This window comes from candidate division KSB1 bacterium, from assembly GCA_016214895.1.
Classification (GTDB): Bacteria; Electryoneota; RPQS01; order RPQS01; family RPQS01; genus JACRMR01.
Genome location: JACRMR010000003.1, coordinates 104,308 through 125,368, shown reverse-complemented (window position 1 = coordinate 125,368; position 21,061 = coordinate 104,308). Strand labels below are relative to the sequence as shown.

The following is a 21,061-nucleotide window of genomic DNA, read 5'->3' as shown; positions in this document are numbered from 1 at the left end:
CTTTAATCGTCGAGAGTCAAGCTTCAATAGTGCGAGGCGATCACCGCGCCGCCGGCCTGCAGAAGGAAGCAGGGCCTGCAAGCGATTTGCTTGCAGGCCCTGCTGTGTATCCGTTCTCATTGTAGGGGGACAGACTATTCCGCGCGTGCTCCTCCAAGCCGACGCGTTACTGTTCGTCGGCGCTGGTGACCATCCGGAACTTGATCTTGCGACGGTCAAGTTCGGTCCTGATCACTTCAAGATCCGTCTGTTGCGACAGCCACTCGCGGGTTGCACTCGTCAGCCCGCCCCCGTGTCCACCACCGCCGAAGGCCGGGGTCGTCACGACGACGGCATAGATCCGCCGCGGTGGCAGCTCCACTGAGTTGAAGATATCGAAGAACGAATCCACGGTCGCCCCGACCAAGGTTTACACGCGGCGGTAAATGGCGGCAGATGACCCGCTGGGGAGGGTTCGCGGAGGGCTCGCTTCCAAACGTGCGGTTCAGTGGGCAGGTCGCGGAGCCGCCCCGACAGGGGTGCACGGCACAGGATGTGCAGGATTTGACGCACCTGCTGCGCGGCGGAATCTGGTCTGGTTGACGACCGGAGCGGGATGCCGGACGAGGAGTTCCCGATGCGCGAAGACGCGCACCCCCCCGGCCCCCCACGGGATGTGGGGGGAGAGCCGATGCTCCGATGCCGGACGAGGAGTTCCCGATGCGCGAAGACGCGCACCCCCCCGGCCCCCCACAGGATGTGGGGGGAGAGCCGATGCTCCGATGCCGGACGAGGAGTTCCCGATGCGCGAAGACGCGCCCCCCCCGGCCCCCCACAGGATGTGGGGGGGAGTGCCGAGCTCCGATGTCGGACGAGAGTTCCCGATGAGCGAAGACGCGCACCCCCCCGGCCCCCCACAGGATGTGGGGGGAGAGCCGATGCTCCGATGCCGGCCCGGCGCGGCGAAGAGTCTCAATTACCCGAAGAACAGCTCCGCGACGCTGAACAGTTCGTCGTCGGCGGTCTTAGGCTGGCCGATACCATCGGCAATGGGAATCGGGACCAGGTGTTCGCCTTTGAGCGCAATGAAGTGATCGTACTGCCTGGCTTTCACGGCCGCGACGGCCGCGACGCCGAAGCGAGTGGCCAGGATGCGATCGTAAGCCACGGGGGAGCCGCCGCGCTGCACGTAACTGAGCACGGTGACGCGGGACTCAATCTGCGTGCGCGTTTCGATCTCGTGGGCCAGCTCAAAGCCGATCCCGCCCAGCCGTGGCCGACCGAAGGCGTCCAGTTCGCCGAGATCCACCGGCTTGCCGCCCGCGGGGTGAGCGCCCTCCGCGATCACGACGATGGAGAAGGATTTTCGTTCGTGGCGTTTGGCGAGCTGATCACAAATCGTTTCGTAACTGAACGGCCGCTCGGGAATCAGAATCAAGTCCGCGCCGCCCGCCATGCCGGCCATGAGCGCGATCCAGCCGGTGTGCCGACCCATGGTTTCGAGAATCATGATGCGGGCATGGGACTCGGCGGTGGAGTGCAGCCGATCGATCGCATCCGTGACGATCTGCACTGCCGTGTGAAAGCCGAACGTTACATCGGTGGCGGCGATGTCATTGTCAATGGTCTTCGGGACGCCGATGATGTTGACGCCGAGCTTGGCCAGCTCATGGCTGGCGCGCAGCGTCCCGTCGCCGCCGACGCAGATCACCGCATCAATCTGATGCAGCGTGAGATTCTCTAAGATGCGGGCGGTCGTCTGCTTATCCTGCATGGGGTTGAAACGAGAGGTGCCGAGGATCGTGCCGCCGCGATAGAGAATGCCGGAGACGGCCTTAGCCGGGAGCGGGACCAGTTCGCCGGTGGCCGCGCCTTTCCAGCCGTTCTTGATCCCCACGACTTCCCACTGATGACGATCGTTCGCGGCGCGCACGACGGCGCGGATGACCGCATTGAGACCGGGGCAATCCCCGCCGCTGGTTAAGATAGCAAGACGCATAGGTGCTGCGAGTTTCTGTGGAGTAACGCCGAGAGGACGATTCGTTATCCCACACCGTAGCACTTCTCATGCCGCAAACTGTCGCATGTGAAAACCGGCGCATGAGGGATCCTTGGTGGGTTTTGGCCGCATGGTGAAGTATTTCGATGCAGCGGCCGTCTGCAGGAGGCAGCGGGGATGATATTGAATACGTCGCTATAGAGATCTGCTAAATCATTGCAATAAAATAATTTAGATCGATTATTTTCGCAGCGGGTCAGCGGATTGGGTTTGCTTCTCGTCGAGAAAGATATTAGATTATACCAACTGGTCGGTTTTTATACCAACTTGGTCCAATTCGGCTCCGGTCTCGGGCAACAATTGTCGGGATCAGCTACTCCATTTTATACCGACCGGTCAGTATTGGAGGAACCATGACAGAGCATCAATCACGAGACGTCCGCAAAGAACAGATCCTGAATGCGGCCTTCCAGCTCTTCGCGAGCAAGGGATTCGAGAACAGCTCCGTGGACGACATCGCCAGTTCCGCGGGACTATCCAAGGGCGCAATCTACTGGCACTTTCCGAGCAAACTCGAGATTCTGTTTGAACTCACGGACCGCTTCGTGCACGGCAGTCAGGCGGAGATCGTGCATATGGCCGATCCCGATCAGATGGGCGTCGAGGCGCTGTACAAGAGCCATCGCGCGTTCCTGGAGCGGATGCAGACGAATCCGGCGCATGACCTGCTGTTCAATCAGCTGGTGAGCCTGTCGAACCGTTATCCGGAAATTCGCGACCGGCTGAATCAGTATCACCGTGAATGGGACGACACGGTCTCCGCGCTCTTCGACCGCGCGGTCGAGAATGGACATTTCCGCGCCTTTCGCACGCGCGAGGTGGCGCAGGCGATCAACGCGCTATACGACGGCATCATGATCCGGGCACAAATGGATCCGAGCATCAATCCGATCGAGGTGATCGAGACCACGACCAAGCTGATCTACGACGCCCTGGTCACCGCGGCCGCGCCCCGCTCACCGGAGGCGCGCGCATGAGGGCTCGTCGATGGTGGACCGCGGCCATCCTGCTGACGCTGCTGGGCGGCGGCAACGCGTACGCGTTGACGCTGGATGAAGCGCTGGCGATTGCAAAGTCGCGCGCGCTGGCGTTGGAGGATCCGCGCATCAATCGGGTGGGCGTGCAAGGTCAGATTGCGGAGGCGTGGTCGGCGGCGCTGCCGCAACTCGCTGGGGAGATCGGCTACCAGCGCGCGTTCAAGGCGAGCAAGATCTTCTTTCCGAATCCCGAGACGGGCGACTACATGGCGTTGAAGATGCAGCAGGACAACACCGTGCAGGCGGATCTCACGTTGAATCAGCCGTTGCTGACGTTTGGGCGCATCGCAGCCGGATTGCGCGGAGCGTACGCCGCGCAGCGGGCCACCGCCCATCAGGCGGCGAATACGGACCGCGCGGTGGAATTGGAAACGTTGCGGCGGTTTTGGAGTGTGTTGCTCGCGCACGACGTCGTGCAGGCGCGACAGCTCAGCTTGTCGATCAGTGACAGTTCGCTGGCGCGCGCGACCCGCATGCGCGACGTGGGGTTATTGAGCGATTACGATGTACTGCGCGTCAACGTGCAGTCGATGAATCAGCGGCCGCCGCTGCGGGAGGCGGAGAATCAGCGACAACTCGCGGAACTCGCGCTCAAGGAGTGGCTGGGAGTGTCGCTGGACACCGCGTTCCGCTGCGAAGGCGACTTTGATGACTTCACGCTGCAAATCGATTCGACCGGCGGCGCCGAACGGATCCTGGCGCGGGACGATCTGGAGGCGCTGCGCGATTTGAACGAGATGCAGCGGAGCATCTACGTGATCTACCGCAACGCGCGCTGGCCGACCCTGGGCGGGCAGGTGAAATATTCGTGGACGTGGCAGAACGACCAGTGGGGAATCCAGCCGCGGAATAATCTCTCGGCGGTCTATGGCGGGCTGGGCCTGTCCATCCCCATCTGGACGGGCGGCTACTACCGGGGCCGGGCACAGCAGCAAAAGGCGGAGTGGCTGCGGGCGGATTTGAACGTCCGCAAGGCCGAACGCGGAGCCCGGTTGCAATACGAATCGGCGCTGCGTTCGTATGGCGCGGCGCTGGAGAGCGAAGCCGCGGCGCGCACGACGGTGGACGCGGCGACGCAGGCGCGAACGATCGCGGAGACGAAATTTGCGCAGGGGCAGTTGACGCCGCTGGAAATGGACGCGGCGCTCCTGGACGAGTTGGTGGCGCGGGTGGCGCTGGCGAACGCGAAGTTCGGGCGGCTGATGGCCACGGCGGAGGCCAGAATGGCGGCGGGGCACGCACCCTTTACCCGCTAACGATACCGAGAACTATCATGACACGAAAGACCAAATCAACACTCCTGATCTTCGCCATCGTGCTGCTGGCGCTCATTACGACGCGGCTGATTCGTTCGGCGCGCACGGAAGTCGCGAGCGATGGCGTGAGCCTCACGGTGCCCGTCGCCGGCCTGGTGGTGACGCCGCAAGCGTTCGTGCGAAGCCTGGAAGAAACCGGTACGTTGCAGGGAAATCGCGAGGCGGTGATCTCCGCCGAGGTCGGCGGTCGCGTGACCGCCGTCGCGGTGGAAGCGGGAGAGCAGGTGGCCGCCGGGGCCCCGCTGGCGCGGTTGGATGATGAGCTGTTGGGACTCGAAGCCGAGCGCGCGAAAGTCGGCTTTGACAAAGCGACACTCGATTTCGAGCGCGTTCGGAAGCTGCACGAGCAACGCAGCGTTTCCGATTCCGAGCTGGAGGGTGCGCGACTGGGAATGAAGGGCGCGGAGGTGGCGTACCGGCTGGCGGACAAGAATTATCGCGACGGCACGGTGCGCGCGCCGTTTGCCGGCAGCGTGGCCTCGCGCTTCGTGGAAGTCGGCCAGATGCTGGAGCGCGGGATGCCGGTTGCCCAAATTGTTGACGCTTCCGCGTTCAAGATCACGGTGCAGATTTCGGAGGCGGAGATTCCGTTGGTTAAAGAACGGGCGCCGGCCACCGTAATCGTGGAGACGCTGGCGGACTCGATCGGCGGTGAGGTGTATTCCATCGGCAGTCGCGCCGCGCCGGGGTCGCGGACGTATCCGGTGGAAGTCAAGATTCCGGGTCGCGCCGGACTGAAGTCGGGGATGTTTGCGCGCGTCATCATTGCGGGGAGCACGGACGAACACGGGCTGTTGATTCCGCGCGCCGCGGCGTTGGTGGACATGGGGCGGTTGGTCGTCTTTGTCGCACGGGGACAGACAGCGCATAAGGTCGCAGTGAAGACGCTGGGAACGCAGGGCGATCTGTTAGCCGTCAGCGGAATCGAGGCGGGCGACACGGTGATCGTTACCGGGAATCAACTCCTCGCCGAAGGCACGCCGATTCAGCTCTCGCTGCGGGGTGAGTCCAGATGACCTTGACCGAACTTGCCATCAAGCGTTCGACCGCGGTCGCGATGTTCTTTGTGGCGATCGCGGTGGTCGGACTCTTCCTCTACCAGCGGCTGGCCGTGGACCTGTTGCCATCGATGAACTGGCCGTGGGTTACGGTGGTCACGGTATGGCCGGGGGCGGGTCCGAAGGAAATCGAGACCATGGTGACGAAGCCGATCGAGGACGCAGTCATCTCGCTCAACAAGCTGAAGCACATTCGCTCCTACAATCAGGAGAATGCTTCGGTGGTCGTGCTCGAATTTGACATGTCGGCCGATGCGGACCAGATTGCCCAGGAGACGCAGCGCGTGGTCAGCGCGATGCGGGCGCAGTTGCCGGACGATGCCGAGGAGCCGCAGTTCTACAAGGCGGATATCGGCGCGCTGCCGATTCTCCGAATCGCGGTCACGAGCGGACTCGCGGGGCCGGACTTGTTCACGCTGATCGATCAGAAGATCCGGCCGCGGCTGGAGCAGGTGGACGGCGTCGGTCAGGTGGCGATCTCCGGCGCGGAAGAACGCGAGATCGAGATCGCCGTGGATCCGGCCAAGTTGAAGACTTATGGCTTGTCGTTGCAGGATGTGAACGGCGTGCTGGTCGCCGACAATCTGGATGTCCCCGCGGGCAAGGTGTACGGCGCGTCGCAGGATTTCACGGTGCGCGTCGCCGGCAAGTATGGATCGCTGGCAGAGATCGAACGCACGCGGATTCCGCTGGCGGATGGCCGCGCTATCTATTTGCGGGACGTCGCCGCGGTCACGGATACGATCAAAGCGGAACGCTCGCTGGCGCGGCTGAATAACCGTTCCGCGCTCGGCATTCAAGTCGTCAAGCAGGCCCAGGCGAACAGTGTTCAGACTTCGCAGCGGATTCGCGCGGAACTGGCGAAATTGGAGCGGGATTACGCGGGCTCGATTCGGATCGAAGTCGCCCAGGACATTACGATTTTCACGCGCAACGCCATCGCCGAAGTTCAGCGCAATCTGTCCGAGGCGCTGCTCGTGGTCGCCCTGGTGCTGCTGGTGTTCCTGCACTCGCTGCGCAATTCGCTGATCGTGCTGATCGCCATACCGATTTCCATTGTGTCCACGTTCATCAGCATGGAGCTGTTCGGGTTTTCGGTGAATCTGATGACGATGATGGCGCTGGGCATGGTGATCGGCGTGCTGGTGGATGATTCCATTGTCGTGTTGGAGAACATCCATCGCTGTCTGAAAACGGGGGCCGATCCCAAGACCGCGGCAATTCAGGGGCGCAATGAGATCGGATTGGCGGCGGTTTCGATCACGCTGGTGGACGTCGTGATCTTCCTGCCGGTGGCGTTTCTGGGCGGGCTGGTGGGAAACATCTTCCGCGAATTCTCGGGAGTGTTCGTGACGGCCGTGCTGATGTCGCTGCTGGTTTCGTTTACGATCACGCCCTTGCTTTCCAGTCGGATGAACACGCGGGAGACGGTGGCCGGCGAGCGCTGGATGCGCGGCTTCGCGCGGGGCTTCGAGCGGTGGTTTGCCGCGCTGGAACACGGGTACCGCACGGTGTTGACGTGGGCGCTCGACCACCGCGGGCTGGTGCTGCTGGGAATTACCGTGCTGATGATCGGTTCGATCGCGCTGGTTCCGCTCGGCCTGATCGGCACGGACTTCATTCCGCCGACGGATCGCGGCGAGTTCGCGGTCACGACGAAGATGCCGTTGGGCACAACCCTGGCCGAGAACAACGCGGCGATGGCGAAGATCGAGGAGTTCATTCTGAACAACCCTGATCTGGTGCAGATGTTGACCATTATCGGTCAGCAGGAAACCGAGAATGGGATCACGACGAACGCCCGGCTGGGCACGATTCAGGTGCGGTTGAGCGCGAAGCACGAGCGGCGGCAGTTGACGCGGCAGACGCAGAATGAGATCGCGGCTTTCGCGCGCGGCATTCCGGGGATGGAGGTTGTGGTCAGTGATATCGGGCTGTTCGGCATGGCCAACGCGCAACCGATTCAATACGAGGTGCGCGGGCAAGACCTCGACTCGGTGCAGGTGGCGGCGCAATACGCGCTCAAGACGTTGCGGGCGGTGCCGGGCGCGCGCGACGTGCAGACCAGCTACGAGCTGGGTTCGCCCGAGATGCAGATTTCGATTGATCGGGCGCGCGCCGCGAATAGTCTGTTGACGCCGGGCGAAATCGCGGGGACCTTGCGCAACGCGGTCACCGGGACCGTCATCACGCGGTTTCGCACGGGCGAAGTGGAGGTGGACATTCGCTCGCTGCTATCGTCTCAATACCGGCAGGATCCGTCGCTGATCTCGCGCATCGAGATTCGCAATCGGGCCGGGCGGATGGTCAAGCTCGGCGACGTGGCGACAATTCAACGGGCCGGCGGCCCATCGTCGATTACGCGCAAGGATCGCGAGCGGTTGATTACGGTGTCGGCGAATGTAGTGGGCCGTTCGCTGGGCGCGGTGCAGGGCGATTTTGACCAGGCGATGGAGTCCTATGAACCGCCGCGCGGCGTGACGTTTTTCGCCTTCGGCGACGTGGAGAATATGCGCACGATGATGACGGACATGCTGACGGCGATCGCGCTCTCGGTGCTGTTTGTCTATATGATTCTGGCGACGCTGTACGAGAGTTACGTGCATCCGTTGACGATCATGTTTTCGGTCCCGGTGGCGCTGATCGGCGCGTTTCTCGGTCTGGCGCTGAGCGGAGCAACGCTTTCGATGTTCTCGATGATCGGGATTCTGATCCTGCTGGGACTGGTGACCAAGAACGGGATCTTGATTGTGGACGTTACGCAGCACTTGCGGAGTCAGGGCCTGACCATGCGCGAGGCGTTGCTCACGGCGGGACCGCTGCGGCTGCGGCCGATTCTGATGACGACGATGACCATGGTGCTGGGCATGATGCCGCTGGCACTGGCGCTGGGCGAGGGCTCGGAGATGCGATCCGGGATGGGCATCGTGATCATCGGCGGACTCATTTCATCCCTGCTACTGACGCTCGTGTTGGTTCCCGTCATGTACACGCTCCTGGACCGGTTCGCGCGGAAGCCGAGGGTGGACGCGGCAGCGGTGGCACACACGTGGCCGGGGTCAGCGTGACCGCGCCTGCCGACGAGACCCGCTGGCGGCTGGAAGAGCGCGTGAAGGAACTCACGGCGCTGCACCGGACGGCACGCCTGTTGCAGGACGAGCGGTTGTCGATTGGCGACTGCCTGAGCGCGGTTGCCGCGCAGCTTCCGGCGGCGTGGCAATATCCCGATGTTGCGTGCGCGCGGATACAGTTTGAGGATCACGAGGCGCTTTCGCCCGGATTTCGCGCGACGGTGTGGCGGCAGGCGGCGACGTTTGAACCGCGCGAGGGACTTTGCGGAACCGTTGAGGTCTGCTATCTCGAAGCGCGTCCGGAGTGCGGCGAGGGGCCGTTTCTGCCGGAGGAACGCGAGCTGATTGAGTCGCTGGCAGACATGCTCGAGACTTATTTTCAACACCAGCTGGCGGATGCGGAGATCCTCGCGACGGCGCGCCGGTTGGAAGAACTGGTGCGCGAGCGTACGGCGGCACTGGAACAGGAGATCGCGCAGCATCGTTCGGCGCGGGCGCAGATCGAAGAGTACCGCGACCGGCTGCGCAAGTTGGCGGCGGAACTTGCGCTGGCGGAGGAGCGGCAACGGCGGGAGTTGGCGACGGACCTGCACGATCATGTGATTCAGGAGTTCGCGTTCCTGCGGCTGCGGATCCAGCAGTTTCGCGGCGACGCGGTATTCTGCGGCTTCGAGCAGAATCTGGAAGAAATCGCCACGCTGTTGGATCGGGCGATCCGGCATGCGCGGCGGCTGATCTTTGAGATCAGCACCCCGATTCTCTATGAATTGGGACTCGCCGCGGCGCTGGAGTGGTTGGTCGAACAGTATCAGACCCGGCATGGGCTGCCGGTCACGTTCAGCGCGACCGGCGATGCGAGCACCCTTTCGGAGGCGGAACGTGTGACGTTATTCAAGTGCACGCAGGAATTGTTGACCAATACGGTCAAGTACGCGCAGGCCGCGGCGGTGACGGTCTCGCTGCGAGCGAATCGGCGGCAAATTTCGCTCGAAGTGCGCGACAATGGCCGCGGCTTCGACCCGGCGATCACGGATGCCGTGCGTTCCGATGCGGCAGGATTTGGTCTATTCAGCATCCGGGAGCGCGTGCGGTATCTGGGCGGCGAGATGCAGATCGAGGCGGCGCCGGGAGCGGGAGCACGGGTTCGGTTGCTATTGCGGCGGGAGGGGTAGATGCGCGAACTTCGCGTGATTTTGGCGGACGATCACAAGCTCTTTCGGCTGGGGCTGCGGGAGTTGCTCACGTCGCACCAAGGGCTCAACGTCGTGGGTGAGGCGGGCAACGGACTGGAAGCGATTTCACTGGCGCGGGAATTGCATCCGGATGTAATCCTGATGGATATCTCGATGTCGGAGTTGAACGGCATCGAGGCGTGCCGGCGCATCGTTTCCGAGGAGCCGGATATCCGCGTGGTGATGCTCTCGATGCACGCCGACCGTCGCTACGTGATCGAGTCGTTGCGGGCGGGCGCGCGTGGCTATGTCCTGAAAGACGCGGCACCCGAGGAGCTGGTGCGGGCCATTCGACGCGTGACGCAGAATCAGTACTATTTGTCTGAATCCACGAATCAGCAGATTATCGCGGAGTTCCTGAAGCTCGCCGCTCCACCCGCCACGGGGGTTTACGATTTACTCAGCGGACGCGAGCGCACCGTGCTGCAACTGATCGCGGAGGGTAACACGACGAAGCAGATCGCGGACAAGCTGAGTTTGAGCGTGAAGACCGTGGAGACGCATCGTCAGCATATCATGGAAAAGCTGAATCTGTTCACCGTGGCGGATCTGACGCGGTACGCGATCCGCGAGGGGTTGACATCCTTGGAGTAGCGGGACCGGGTGTCAGGGATTCCCCCGCTCAGAATCAGCGTTTTCCCGATGGCGGTTAACCGCGTCGCCACCTAAATTGGTCCTCCATGGATTGATCCGATTCACCTGGAGGACGTTCGATGTTTGACACTGGAAATACTGGCTTTATGCTGGTGGCGACCAGTCTGGTGATGCTGATGACACCGGGACTGGCGTTCTTTTATGGCGGCTTGGTCGGGCGGAAGAATGTGCTGACGATCATGATTCAGAGCTTTGTGTCGATGGGCGTGACCACGATCGTGTGGTGGGCCTACGGCTACTCGCTCTGCTTCAGCGGCGGTGAGGGCGGGATTATCGGGAATCTGGATCAGGCGTTCCTGAGCGGGATTTCGCTCACGACGCCGTGTCCGTTCGGCGCCGGGAACATCCCGCTGTATGTGTTTGTCGCGTATCAGATGATGTTCGCGATCATCACGCCAGCGTTGATTACGGGCGCATTTTCCAATCGCATCCGGTTCAGCGCGTACCTGCTCTTTCTGGTGGCATGGCTGACACTGGTGTACTTTCCGTTCGTGCACATGGTATGGGGCGGCGGTGTACTGGCGAAGATGGGAGTGCTGGATTTCGCGGGCGGGATTGTGGTGCACAATATCGCCGGAATGGCCGCGCTGGCCTCCGTGCTGTATGTGGGACGGCGGAGAGTGGGGGATGCGGTCCCGCACAGCATTCCGCTGGTGGCGCTGGGCACGGGTTTGCTGTGGTTCGGTTGGTATGGTTTCAACGCGGGCAGTCAGCTGGCGGTTGATGCGGTAACCGGACTCGCATTTCTGAACACGGACCTCGCCGCCTCATTTGCCGGCCCGACGTGGATGCTGCTGGCGTGGATGATCGAGAAGAAACCGAAGTTCCTGGGACTGTTGACGGGCGCGGTGGCGGGTCTGGCGACGATCACGCCCTGCGCGGGCTACGTGACTCCGACGAGCGCGGCGTTGATCGGTATTGTCGCAGGCATAGTGTGCTACTTCGCCGTGAGCCTGAAGAACAAACTCGGTTGGGACGATGCGCTCGACGTCTGGGGCGTGCACGGCGTGGGCGGCTTGATCGGGATCATTCTGCTCGGGATCCTGGCGGACAAAGCGGTGAACTCGGCGGGCGCGGACGGACTGCTGCTGGGCAACACCAGCTTTTTTATGGCGCAACTCATGGCGGTGGTGGTCTCTTCGATTTATGCCTTTGTGTTCACGTGGGGCATGCTGTGGCTCATCAACAAGCTGACCCGCGTTCGCACGACGGAAGGTGAGGAGGAAAAGGGACTGGACCAATCGCTGCACGGCGAAATCGCATACGAATAGGAGGCTTCATGCGAACTTTGCGTACGATCATTTTGCTTTCACTGATGGTCCCGGCGGCGAACCTGGCGTTGGCGACAGCGACCACGCACATCTGGGGACCGGCGACGGACGTTCAACCGTTCAAAGTCCTGCATGTCACGGCGGACATGTATCTGCCGACACAACTGGACGCGCTGCCCGGAGACGTGGGTGTGCAGTTGCCGCCCGTGACGAATCTGGGACTGACCTGCGGTGTGCTACCCACCAAGGAAGTGCAGTTGGAAGTGGGAGTCGATCACAAGGCCGGGTTCGGCGCGTTTGATCGCTATCCGCTCTATTTCAACGCGAAGCTGGGTGTGCCCGAGAACACACTGATGAGTCGCTTTCCGGCGTTGGCCGTCGGTGTTTTTGATGTCGGCACCGAGTCGGACAAGACAGACTACAACGTGGTGTATGGCAAGGCCGCGATGTCGTTCGAGCAGGTGGGCCGCCTCTCCGTAGGTTTTTTCAGCGGAAATGACAAGCTGTTGCTTGACAGCGAAGGCGAGAAATCGAACACGGGTTTGCTGGCGGCTTGGGAGCGCTCGATGCCGGAGATTTCGGACAAGCTGTGGCTCTGTCTGGAGTATGTCGGAAGTAACAGCGCGTATGGAACGATGAACATCGGCGGCTCATGGAAGTTCGCGGACAATGCATCGATCCTGCTCGGCTACGATATTCTCAATGATGCCGATCTGGCGGGCGTGGAGAACTACTTCACGGCACAGGTGGACATCGACTTGAACATCCGATAGGCGGGGCGACCATCCGGCAGGGTCTGGAGACCCTGCGCGGGGTGAATGGTTGAGCGAGGTGCCGGCAGGGAAGGAATCCCTGCTCGGCGGAAGACGCGTTACAATCTCTGCTCGGCGGAACGGGGTACAATCCCTGCTCGGCGGAGGACGAGATACCGGCCCGCTGCGATGGAAACAAATCGGGAGACCCATGTTGGTCTCCCGATTTGTTTTTGGCACGCAGGGCTGCCTTCGACTACGGCGCGTCGCTGGCTGTCACGTAATAGAAATAGCGATCGTCCGGAGTCGGCAGCGCATACTCGGTGGAGCTCGTGGTACCCAGCAACGTCAACGAACCAAACGCGGCATCGGGACTTCCGTAAATCCGGTAACTTTGTGCGCCAGCGGTTGCCGACCAGCGGAGCAGCAGTTGTCCTGCCGCAAAGATCGCCGTGAGATCGGAGACGGCTGGCGGCGGCGAAGCCGCTGAGCCATAGCGCAGCCCGTTGCCGAAACTGCCGAACCAGACTTCGCCGGGATCCGCGGGATTGTAGAAGATCCGGGATGGATGCGCGAACGGGAAAGCGGTCAACTCCGTGAAGGTCGGCAGGGCGGCGCGCACGTTCGAGGAATACCACAAGCCGCTTTCGGATGTGGAGAGGTAGGCTGCATTGGAATCGAGCGGACTGATGCGGCACGATTCGGCGTACAGTTGATCGCTGATGCGCGTCCAATTCGCGCCGCGATCGGTGGTGCGAAACAATCCGCCGAGTTCATTCGGAGGTCCGCCCCAGCCCCGCCGCACGGTCACGAACCACGAGTCTTGCAGAGGATCGTGCGGGTCGATCACGAGGTCTTTCGTCCAGTAGATCATCATGGGGTCAGAGCGGTCAAGCCAACTCGTGCCACCGTTTGTGGAATAGAAGACGCCCGCGCTCGGCGTGAACGCCAACGGCGATCCCGCGCGACGGGCGGAGTAGGTGGCCAGCAGCGTCCCGTCGTTCAGCACATGAATATTGAAGGCGTGTCCCTGCGTACGCGGCGGTGCGCTCAGCCTGGTCCACGTCGCCGCGGGACCGTCTGGCAAGTTGTTCGTGACATAGATGCCGCCGAGCGTGCTGTGGACGACGCTGCAATAGAGTCGCGCGGGATTGGTCGGATCACTCGCGACCCAGATCACGGGATGCAGGAAGTCATGCAGCACGGACCAGGTCGCGCCGAAATCGCCACTGTACCAGAGTTGCCCGCGGCCGCCGTCCATCGAACCGTCGGTCAGATACGTGCTCTCGTACAGATCGTGAACGGAAGAGGTCGCGGCGTAGAGCAGTCCCGATACCGGGTGCTTGATCGTGTGATAGACTGTATTCACGCCGAACGTCCCGAGTGTGTCAAGCTTGAGTCGCGACCACGAAGTTCCACCGTCGGTGGAGCGCACGCCGCGAATGTCCGTGAAACTCGCGATCATGCGCAGCGAATCCACCCACAGGAGTTGCCATACGGAGGTCGGTTCCAGCCCGTTGCTGGAGTACGCTTGATAGCGCGGGGTTTGACTGCCCGCCGGATTTGAAGTGGCGGGATCGAGATAGACCTGCCGCCAGCTCGCTCCGCCGTCGGTGCTCAAATGCGCAAAACCATAATCCGTGATCAGCACCCGCTGCGGAGCCGTCGCGCAGACGCTGAAGCCGAGCGGACACTCGGCCCAACCCCAGTTGACATCGCCGTGGTCACCGCACCAGCCGGTCGTGATGTTCTGGTTATTCGTCGTCAGGAACACACTCTGCCAAGCGGTGCCGCCATTCGTGGTCTTGAGCACGATCGGATTGTAACTGGAAATGCTCGCGCCCGCGGCATAAGCCATCTCGACACTGTCCACCGCGCAGTCGATGTAGAACAGCCGATCACCGCCTTGAATCCCGGCCGTGCGCTGCGTCCAGGAGGCGTCGCCGCTCGTCCAGGTATAGAGCCCGCTGAAGATGCCGTAATCCGCGCCGCCGATGCCGGGATAGACATCGGCCACGGCGGCCACGATGCAGAACAGGCGAACGGTCGCGCCCTGTCTGGCGCCGCAGAAGGAAAGGTAGGTTTGACCCGCCGGAATGCCGGGCAGATTCAGCGGAACGAAACTGCTGCCACCGTTTGCGGAACTGAATAGACCACTGCCGGTGGCGACGTAAATCGTGTCTCCGAGGAACGCCGCTCCGGCGAGATGCAAACCGCCACCGTTCGAGGCGAGGGTCGAAAAGGTGCTGCCACCGTTGCCCGAGTAGTACACACTGCTGTAGTCGGAGACCACGAGCCGGTTGCTTGAATTCACAGCAACCGCGAGGCCGTAAGCTTCACCGCCGGTGGGATCGGCCACCACCGGAAACCAGTCGTTTCCGCCATCCGTGGTTTTGTGCAAACCCATGACGTCACCACCGCTGAGCGCGTAGCGAACGAGGGGATCGCCACTGTACTTGACGCGGCCCCGGTCACTCGAACGCAACTCGCGGAAAGACGGAACTTGCCACGACACTCCGGCGTCGGAAGATTGAAAGAACTCGCCCATGTCGCAGGCGAGGTGGAACTCCGCCGAATCCTGCGGGCTGAGCGCGGGGTAGAAGAGACCACCGCCGCCGCCGATGCCGGCGGGGTTGAATTGCTGAACTTGCGCGGTGCAGGTTGCGGCGCAGAGCAGCAGGCAGAACAGATTTCGTATTTGCATGGATCGATTCCGGTGATTGTTGCCATCCTGTCAACAAGGTAGTGACCGCAACAATTAGAATCAACTCCGTGCCCGATACGGTGCGTTATCTGCCCCCGGCTTGCGAGACAATCTGTGGCGGAGTTGATCTAACTTGATCCCCAAGAAAAGCCCACCGCGGGAAGATCGGGACAACACACCCGAACCCGGCGATGGGCAATTGGATTGGCGGCGGCAGAGGCAGATCGCGCACGGCGGTGCGGCGCTACGGGGACCGGTCAAGCACGATTCCGGCAGGGAACGTTAATTCCCCCTTTGATCCCCACACAGGAGGCGAGAGAAAAGCGGATTCGTCACCAGCCGTCGGGGCCTTCGAGAGGAAACTTGAAACCGGTCACGTCAGGCCAACTCACGTCGATCTTGGTGCGTTCAAACATGAGCTTCGAGCGCTCCTCGCCCGCGTAATTACCGAACACTTTCACGTGACGAATGCCGGAGTTGGCGATCATGCGCGCGCAAATCGGACAGGGAAAGACCGTCACAAAGATCGTCGCGCCTTCGATCGACACGCCATTGCGCGCGGCCTGTAGAATCGCGTTCTGCTCCGCATGCAAACACCAGCAGAGTTCGAGGCGATCGCCGGACTTCACCCCCTCGCGCTCGCGCTCGCAACCGCCGAGTTCATCGGGATGCGGATGGCCCGCCGGCGGACCGTTGTAGCCGGTGCACAAAATCTGATTGTTGCGGACGATCAGGCAGCCGACCTTGCGCCGCGGGCAGACGCTGCGTTGCGCGATCAGATGCGAAATGCCGAAGAAATATTCGTCCCAGGAAATGCGGGGCATCGAAGAATACTTGAAAGGTGAAACTTGGAACTTGACGATCCGCTTCCGGGCACGCAGGGACGGGCGCCTCGGCGGGGAAAAGCGGGCGACGCCGTCGGCCCCTGCCGCCCGCTTCAGCGGAGTTGAGACGGGACCTCAGGCGCGGTCGGTGCGCTCCCAGGTGCTGGCGCGAATGCCGCGCGCGTAACGAAAGAAGCCCTGCAACAGCGCCACATTCAGGGCCACGAAGAGAAACAACAGGGACAGGATGCGCAGTTTGATTCCCACCAGTCCGAGCAGGCCACCGAGCAGCGCCGCCGCATAGCCGCACACTTGGACTAAAAACAGGTAGTAGCCCGGCAGCGTGGCGCGCAGCGAGAAACTGGAAACCAGCGCGCCGATCATCAGGAAGGGAAAGACCCAGCGCAGCACCTTGTGCGAGAAATAGCTGTAGGCGGCCAGACCGTACCGCGGTTGCAAGACGCGGGCGTAGCGAAAGAGCGTCTGGAAATTGCCCGCACCGATGCGCACGCGACGGCGGTATTCCTCGCGCACCGACGCCCCCGATTCTTCGAATGCGCGGGCCGCGGGATCATGCACCTGCCGCAAGCCCGCGAGTACGGCCCAGATCGCGGGCACCGTATCATCATTCAGCGCGCCGCGTCCATAGGGTTGATACAGCGAGCGGCGCACGGCCATCAGCGAGCCAAGCGCGCCGGACATGCCGCCCACCTCACTCTCGATCGTGCGCAGGCGATTCTCGTACGTGCCGTAGGTCGCTTCGCCCGCGACGTCGATGGCGCCGGCCGGAACCCGAATGTACTTGCCGCCATTCACGACGCCGACGTGCGGGTCGGCAAAATGCCGCACCAGATTGCCCACGGCGTCCGCGGCAAGTTCCACGTTGGCGTCCGAGATGACAAGGATCTCGGCCTCCGTGCAAGCGACGAGTGCATTCAACACGCCGGCTTTGCCGCTGCGACCGGGCAGCTCGATCAATCTCACGCGCGCATCGGCAATCCCGCGCACAATCTCGTTGGTCCGGTCGGTCGAACCGTCAGAGCCGATCAGGATTTCCAGCTTGCCCGGCCCATACTCCAGCGCCAACGCGTTATGGACCTTCTCGCCGATCACGCGCTCTTCATTGTACGCCGGAATCAATACCGCCACGGTTGGCCAGGCCCCGTCGGGAAAATGCGGCGGATCGACAAAGCGACGGCGAAACAGCCGCAGCGTCAGCGGATAGAGCGCGTACGTGTGCAGCATCGCCAGCAGACATACCCCGAGCACGATCCAGGCCGCGGTGTGCATCAACCCTCGCGCGGCTGGCGACCGCGATACCAGCGAACGTGCACTTTCTCCACGGTCGCGAGGCCTTCGACGATCGCCGAATCGATCACCGACAGAAACGCTTCAATCCTCTCGGCCTTGTCGATGATCTCGATGACCAGCGGAAGATCCGTCGATAGCCGCAGTACTTTGGCCGTGTGCAGGCGGCTGTGCGCGCCGAAGCCTTCGAGACCGCGCAGGACCGTGGCTCCCGCGAGGCCGTGTTCGCGCGCGCGCAAGACGATCCACTCGTGGAGCGGCTTGCCGTCGATGCGGTCGCTTTCACCGATGAAAATTCTAAGTAGTTGGCCGTCGCCGGAGAGCATGGGAAGAAAAACTTGAATCGTGAAACTTGAAACGTGAAAGGCAGAGCGGGGAACGTCAAGACTCAGCAGACGTGCTGCCGCAGGAATTCCGATTCCGGCAGGGACACAGCCCCTGCGCGGCGGACCCGGTTACAGGAAGCGGCTGGCCACGAGGCCGAGATAGACCGCGCCGAGGCCGAGCACGAGCTGCAATGCGATGTTACCGAACGCCGCGAGCAGTTGGCCGTCACGAGCGAGCGCAACCGTTTCGTAGCCGAACGAAGAATACGTCGTGAAGCCGCCGAGCACGCCGATCAACAAGAAGAGCCGCGCTTCCGCCGAGAGCACGAAACGCGACTCCGCGAGGCCGGCGAGCAATCCGATCACCAAACAGCCGAGGGCATTCACGGCCAGCGTGCCCATGGGAAACGCGGAGCCGGGCAAGCCGCGCTGTACACAGCCGCCGACATAATAGCGCAGCACCGAGCCGAGAAACCCGCCGCTGCCCACCCACAACAGCTCACGCAAGCTTGCGTTCCTGCCGGTCAAAATAGCGCTTGCCGGGGCGCACGATGGGAGCCAGCGATCTCACCACGTCGAGCAACGGTTGGCCCTTCTCCAGATTCACAAAACCGACGCGATAGAGTTCCGGCCAGTTGCGCGTCGGATCATTCAATTGATAGACGCGAATTAGCGTCTGCAACCCGCACAGGAACACTTCCGTCGGCAGGCCGCCCGTCTGATACATGCCCATCTGAAACGACCACGTGCCTTCCCCCCATTCGGCAAAATAGGCCGGCAGCTTGTGATGCTGCGCGCTCTCAATGGGATCGCTGCCGTTGCAGACCAGTTCGCAGGTCTCCGTCAGGGCCAACCGCAACTCGTGCCGGGTTTCGATCTTGAGCAGAAAATCGCTGAAGAAATCGCTATGGCGCGGCGTGAGCTCGCGCTGATCGAAATGCAGATGCAGGCGGAATTCCGGCTGCGCGGCCAGACTATGATGACGCCGGCCGACGTTGCGTATCTCCACACGACCGTCGTTCAACGCGTAGATGACATGTCGGCCCGCGGCGAGCGCGGCGGTCTTGGGGATGAGGTCTTTGTAGAACATGGGGAGAAGTGCAGAAAACCTGAAACGTGAAACTTGAAACCTGAAGGCAGAGGTGGACACGTCAAGACTTATTTGACGTGCCGCCACAAGCAGTCGGATTCCGGCGAGTTGAAGACAACCCGCGCGGCGGAAAAACGCGAAGACAACCCGCGCGGCGGAAGAAGGCGAGCGCGACACGCACGGCGAACTAAGGCTGGATGCGCTTGGGATGCTTGGGTTTACGCTTGTAAACCTTGTCGTCGTCGATCACCTTGGCGGGTTGGGTGGGAAGCGGAATTCGCGGTTTGGGGCGACGCGGCTGGGCCGGAACTTTCGGCTCCGGACTCATCGCGGGAGCTCCACAACGGCCTGAATCACCGCACCCTGCCGCCGCAGTTCAAACATGGTCAGGTCGAGCAGATCAATCAGGGATTGAAACTGATCCGCTTCAAGTCCGCGTTCGACAACCCGGCCCGGCCCGACCGGCCAGCTGATCGAAAAACCCTGCTCTGTGCCCCGCTGACTAAACATGAACGTCAAACCGCTCTTCGAGCGATGCTGCACGCGCGTGTCAGGTCGATCCGTATCAATAATATGCCCGGCGGTCTGCAACATGTATTTCAACGCGGAATAGAGCGCGGGCAGCTCGCCGGCATCGAGTATGCTCTCGGCCTGCACGCCGCCGTTGGTCAGCGAGATGTTGGCGGCGAAGAACCGTACCGTATCGCCCGGAATAAACGCGACATCCGCCTGTACGAAGAGGTCTTCACCCGTGTCCTTACCCTTCTTGCCCAACATACCGCCCATGCCGCCGATGTGCCGCAGCGAAATCCGGCCCACGGGAGTCAGATCACGGAACAACGTGCGATTGGGCGATTGTAACTCCCACTCGTAATCCGTGGCGAGACCGCTCGTCGGCTGCAGGAGCGGCTGAGCGGGTGCGACGGCTGGTAACAAGAGGAGGAGGGAAAGCAGGAATTTCAAGATTGGAAATGCGAAACTTCGAGAATGATTACGGCGAACCGAACCGACTCCAGTGGGGACATGGTCCCTGCCCGGCGAAACAGAGCGCACGCAGTGCGCCGCTACGATTGACACGTTCCGGGCACGCGGGGACGCACGGCGCGGCGACAGATTCCGGGCACCAGGGGATGGGTGCCTCGGCAGAAAGACGCTCAGTTCTTGTGCTGCCAGCAGTACCGCGAGCCCTTTTCGGCTTTGCGGGAGCAGCGCGTGCCCTTGGTAGTCGTCGCCTCACACTGCCGGCGGACGTCGGACGGCTTGCTGACGGAGGCCGGCAATAGGTCGAGGGCGGCCCTTGCGGAAACGCTGTCAAGGCGAACCTGATTGAGGAACGGGATCGCCCGGTCCACCGGGACCCAGCCCTCGACATACACTTTCGCCCAGCCTGCCACGGTATCGGCCACGGTGACGCGAGCCGACGGGCCAAACGAACCGACGACCGGACCGCAAGGTATAATCCGTAGGGAGTCCCCCGGACAGGTCAACGAATCCGGGACCGGCTGGGCGGAAACCACAGCGGTCCAGCCGAGTACAAGGAGGAAAGCCCGGAGAGTACGGCTAAAGTCCTGATAATACGGGTTCATGGAGTCTCAATATCCGCCTTTTTCTCCTGAAAAGCAACTCTTTAGCCTATCCTGACCAGCTCACGCAGCAGGCCATTGCGGGCTTGCGGTAGTGAGACGGGAAGCGTATATTTGTAGTGGTTGAATGGTGGGGTGCCCAAGCGGGACTCGGGCAACGTCAAATCATGGACCTCGATACTCTCAAAAGATATAGCAGCGGCGAGCTTACGCCCAAGCAGTTCATGGCGGTCCACCGGCAGGCCGGTGAGCTGCTGGACCTGTTGCAGGAGCACCTGCGGCCCAACGAGTTCGTAAGCACCGTGCAGGATTGGCCCGATCCGCGCAACCGGCATCAGGCCCGCCATTTCCTGGTCCTCAAGACCATGATGCTCGTGACTCCGCTCTTGATTGTGGGGACCACGGCGTTTATCTTTCAGGATCCGGTCGCGGTGGCGCTGGCGCTATTGAGTTGGCTGGGGCTGTTCGGACTCGTGGCAGTCGCCATGCTCTGGCGGCGGTGGCGACTCCAGCGGCTCAATCCCGGTCAATCGGTGCTCGTGGTGACCAATCGCCGGATGATGCGAGTGTGGCTCGATGGTTCCGAGGAGGTGCAGGGCTGGTGGCTCGGAGATCGATCGGATGACATGCCGATGGAGCCGGTCTCCGGGACGATCCGGTTTCTGCTGGAAATGGACCTCGGCGAAGTGTCCATGAATTGAGCGTCGCTACCCGCCCGCTATCCCCCGTCAAACGGGAGGATGGCTGCTCCCCGGTTGTTACTCTGCCGCGCCACGTTCCCCATCAAACCTCACCGC

The 21,061-nt window shown here is 62.1% G+C and carries 20 protein-coding genes; 9 read left to right on the top strand and 11 right to left on the bottom strand.

Annotated features, from left to right (window positions below; all coding sequences use genetic code 11):
- Positions 1-166: 166 nt before the first annotated feature.
- Together HZB60_02600 and HZB60_02595 are read right to left on the bottom strand one after the other, a co-directional pair.
- Positions 167-391: a hypothetical protein gene (locus tag HZB60_02600; protein MBI5058655.1), complete on the bottom strand. Its 225-nt coding sequence runs from the start codon at positions 389-391 to the stop codon at positions 167-169.
- A gap of 564 nt (positions 392-955) precedes the next feature.
- Positions 956-1,978 carry a 6-phosphofructokinase gene (locus HZB60_02595; GenBank protein ID MBI5058654.1) on the bottom strand — a complete coding sequence of 341 codons (1,023 nt, stop codon included), beginning with the start codon at positions 1,976-1,978 and terminating at the stop codon, positions 956-958.
- A 413-nt stretch (positions 1,979-2,391) separates the two neighbouring features.
- On the opposite strand from HZB60_02595, the gene HZB60_02590 reads away from it, so the two are divergent.
- From HZB60_02590 to HZB60_02555, 8 genes are all read left to right on the top strand, one after another.
- Positions 2,392-3,015, top strand: a complete 624-nt coding sequence (locus HZB60_02590; protein ID MBI5058653.1) for a TetR/AcrR family transcriptional regulator — start codon at positions 2,392-2,394, stop codon at positions 3,013-3,015.
- Positions 3,012-4,331, top strand: a complete 1,320-nt coding sequence (locus HZB60_02585) for a TolC family protein (protein MBI5058652.1) — start codon at positions 3,012-3,014, stop codon at positions 4,329-4,331. Before HZB60_02590 ends, HZB60_02585 begins: the two co-directional genes overlap by 4 nt.
- A 17-nt stretch (positions 4,332-4,348) precedes the next feature.
- A complete protein-coding gene (locus tag HZB60_02580; protein ID MBI5058651.1) occupies positions 4,349-5,407 on the top strand; it encodes an efflux RND transporter periplasmic adaptor subunit in 1,059 nt (352 codons plus the stop codon).
- The gene (locus HZB60_02575) at positions 5,404-8,517 is read left to right on the top strand and encodes an efflux RND transporter permease subunit (protein ID MBI5058650.1); all 3,114 of its coding nucleotides are present in this window, start codon (positions 5,404-5,406) and stop codon (positions 8,515-8,517) included. Before HZB60_02580 ends, HZB60_02575 begins: the two co-directional genes overlap by 4 nt.
- Positions 8,499-9,692, top strand: a complete 1,194-nt coding sequence (locus HZB60_02570) for a hypothetical protein (GenBank protein MBI5058649.1) — start codon at positions 8,499-8,501, stop codon at positions 9,690-9,692. The genes HZB60_02575 and HZB60_02570 overlap by 19 nt, the downstream gene beginning before the upstream one ends.
- The gene (locus tag HZB60_02565) at positions 9,693-10,346 is read left to right on the top strand and encodes a response regulator transcription factor (protein MBI5058648.1); all 654 of its coding nucleotides are present in this window, start codon (positions 9,693-9,695) and stop codon (positions 10,344-10,346) included.
- Between the two features lie 119 nt (positions 10,347-10,465).
- Positions 10,466-11,677, top strand: coding sequence for an ammonium transporter (locus HZB60_02560; GenBank protein ID MBI5058647.1), 1,212 nt, complete (start codon positions 10,466-10,468; stop codon positions 11,675-11,677).
- Positions 11,678-11,685: 8 nt separating this feature from the next.
- On the top strand, positions 11,686-12,450 hold the full coding sequence (locus HZB60_02555; GenBank protein MBI5058646.1) for a hypothetical protein: 765 nt from the start codon (positions 11,686-11,688) through the stop codon (positions 12,448-12,450).
- Positions 12,451-12,685: 235 nt separating this feature from the next.
- Here HZB60_02555 and HZB60_02550 read toward each other — a convergent pair whose 3' ends face one another.
- From HZB60_02550 to HZB60_02510, 9 genes are all read right to left on the bottom strand, one after another.
- Complete coding sequence (locus tag HZB60_02550; GenBank protein MBI5058645.1) at positions 12,686-15,133, bottom strand: hypothetical protein; 2,448 nt, start codon at positions 15,131-15,133, stop codon at positions 12,686-12,688.
- Positions 15,134-15,465: 332 nt separating this feature from the next.
- Entirely contained in the window at positions 15,466-15,957 is a 492-nt protein-coding gene (locus HZB60_02545; protein ID MBI5058644.1) for a dCMP deaminase family protein, read from the bottom strand.
- Between the two features lie 135 nt (positions 15,958-16,092).
- Positions 16,093-17,247, bottom strand: coding sequence for a glycosyltransferase family 2 protein (locus tag HZB60_02540; GenBank protein ID MBI5058643.1), 1,155 nt, complete (start codon positions 17,245-17,247; stop codon positions 16,093-16,095).
- A complete protein-coding gene (locus HZB60_02535) occupies positions 17,247-17,591 on the bottom strand; it encodes a DUF190 domain-containing protein (GenBank protein ID MBI5058642.1) in 345 nt (114 codons plus the stop codon). The genes HZB60_02540 and HZB60_02535 overlap by 1 nt, the downstream gene beginning before the upstream one ends.
- Before the next feature lie 129 nt (positions 17,592-17,720).
- A complete protein-coding gene (gene crcB / locus HZB60_02530; protein ID MBI5058641.1) occupies positions 17,721-18,098 on the bottom strand; it encodes a fluoride efflux transporter CrcB in 378 nt (125 codons plus the stop codon).
- Positions 18,091-18,681 (bottom strand): hypothetical protein, encoded by a 591-nt coding sequence (locus tag HZB60_02525; protein ID MBI5058640.1) that lies wholly within the window; start codon positions 18,679-18,681, stop codon positions 18,091-18,093. Before HZB60_02525 ends, crcB begins: the two co-directional genes overlap by 8 nt.
- Positions 18,682-18,868: 187 nt before the next feature.
- On the bottom strand, positions 18,869-19,009 hold the full coding sequence (locus HZB60_02520) for a hypothetical protein (protein MBI5058639.1): 141 nt from the start codon (positions 19,007-19,009) through the stop codon (positions 18,869-18,871).
- Positions 19,006-19,644 carry a hypothetical protein gene (locus tag HZB60_02515; GenBank protein MBI5058638.1) on the bottom strand — a complete coding sequence of 213 codons (639 nt, stop codon included), beginning with the start codon at positions 19,642-19,644 and terminating at the stop codon, positions 19,006-19,008. Before HZB60_02515 ends, HZB60_02520 begins: the two co-directional genes overlap by 4 nt.
- Positions 19,645-19,835: 191 nt before the next feature.
- Positions 19,836-20,267 (bottom strand): hypothetical protein, encoded by a 432-nt coding sequence (locus tag HZB60_02510; protein ID MBI5058637.1) that lies wholly within the window; start codon positions 20,265-20,267, stop codon positions 19,836-19,838.
- Between the two features lie 164 nt (positions 20,268-20,431).
- Between HZB60_02510 and HZB60_02505 the strand changes: the two genes are divergently transcribed.
- Positions 20,432-20,965, top strand: a complete 534-nt coding sequence (locus HZB60_02505; protein MBI5058636.1) for a hypothetical protein — start codon at positions 20,432-20,434, stop codon at positions 20,963-20,965.
- The last annotated feature ends 96 nt before the right edge of the window (positions 20,966-21,061 follow it).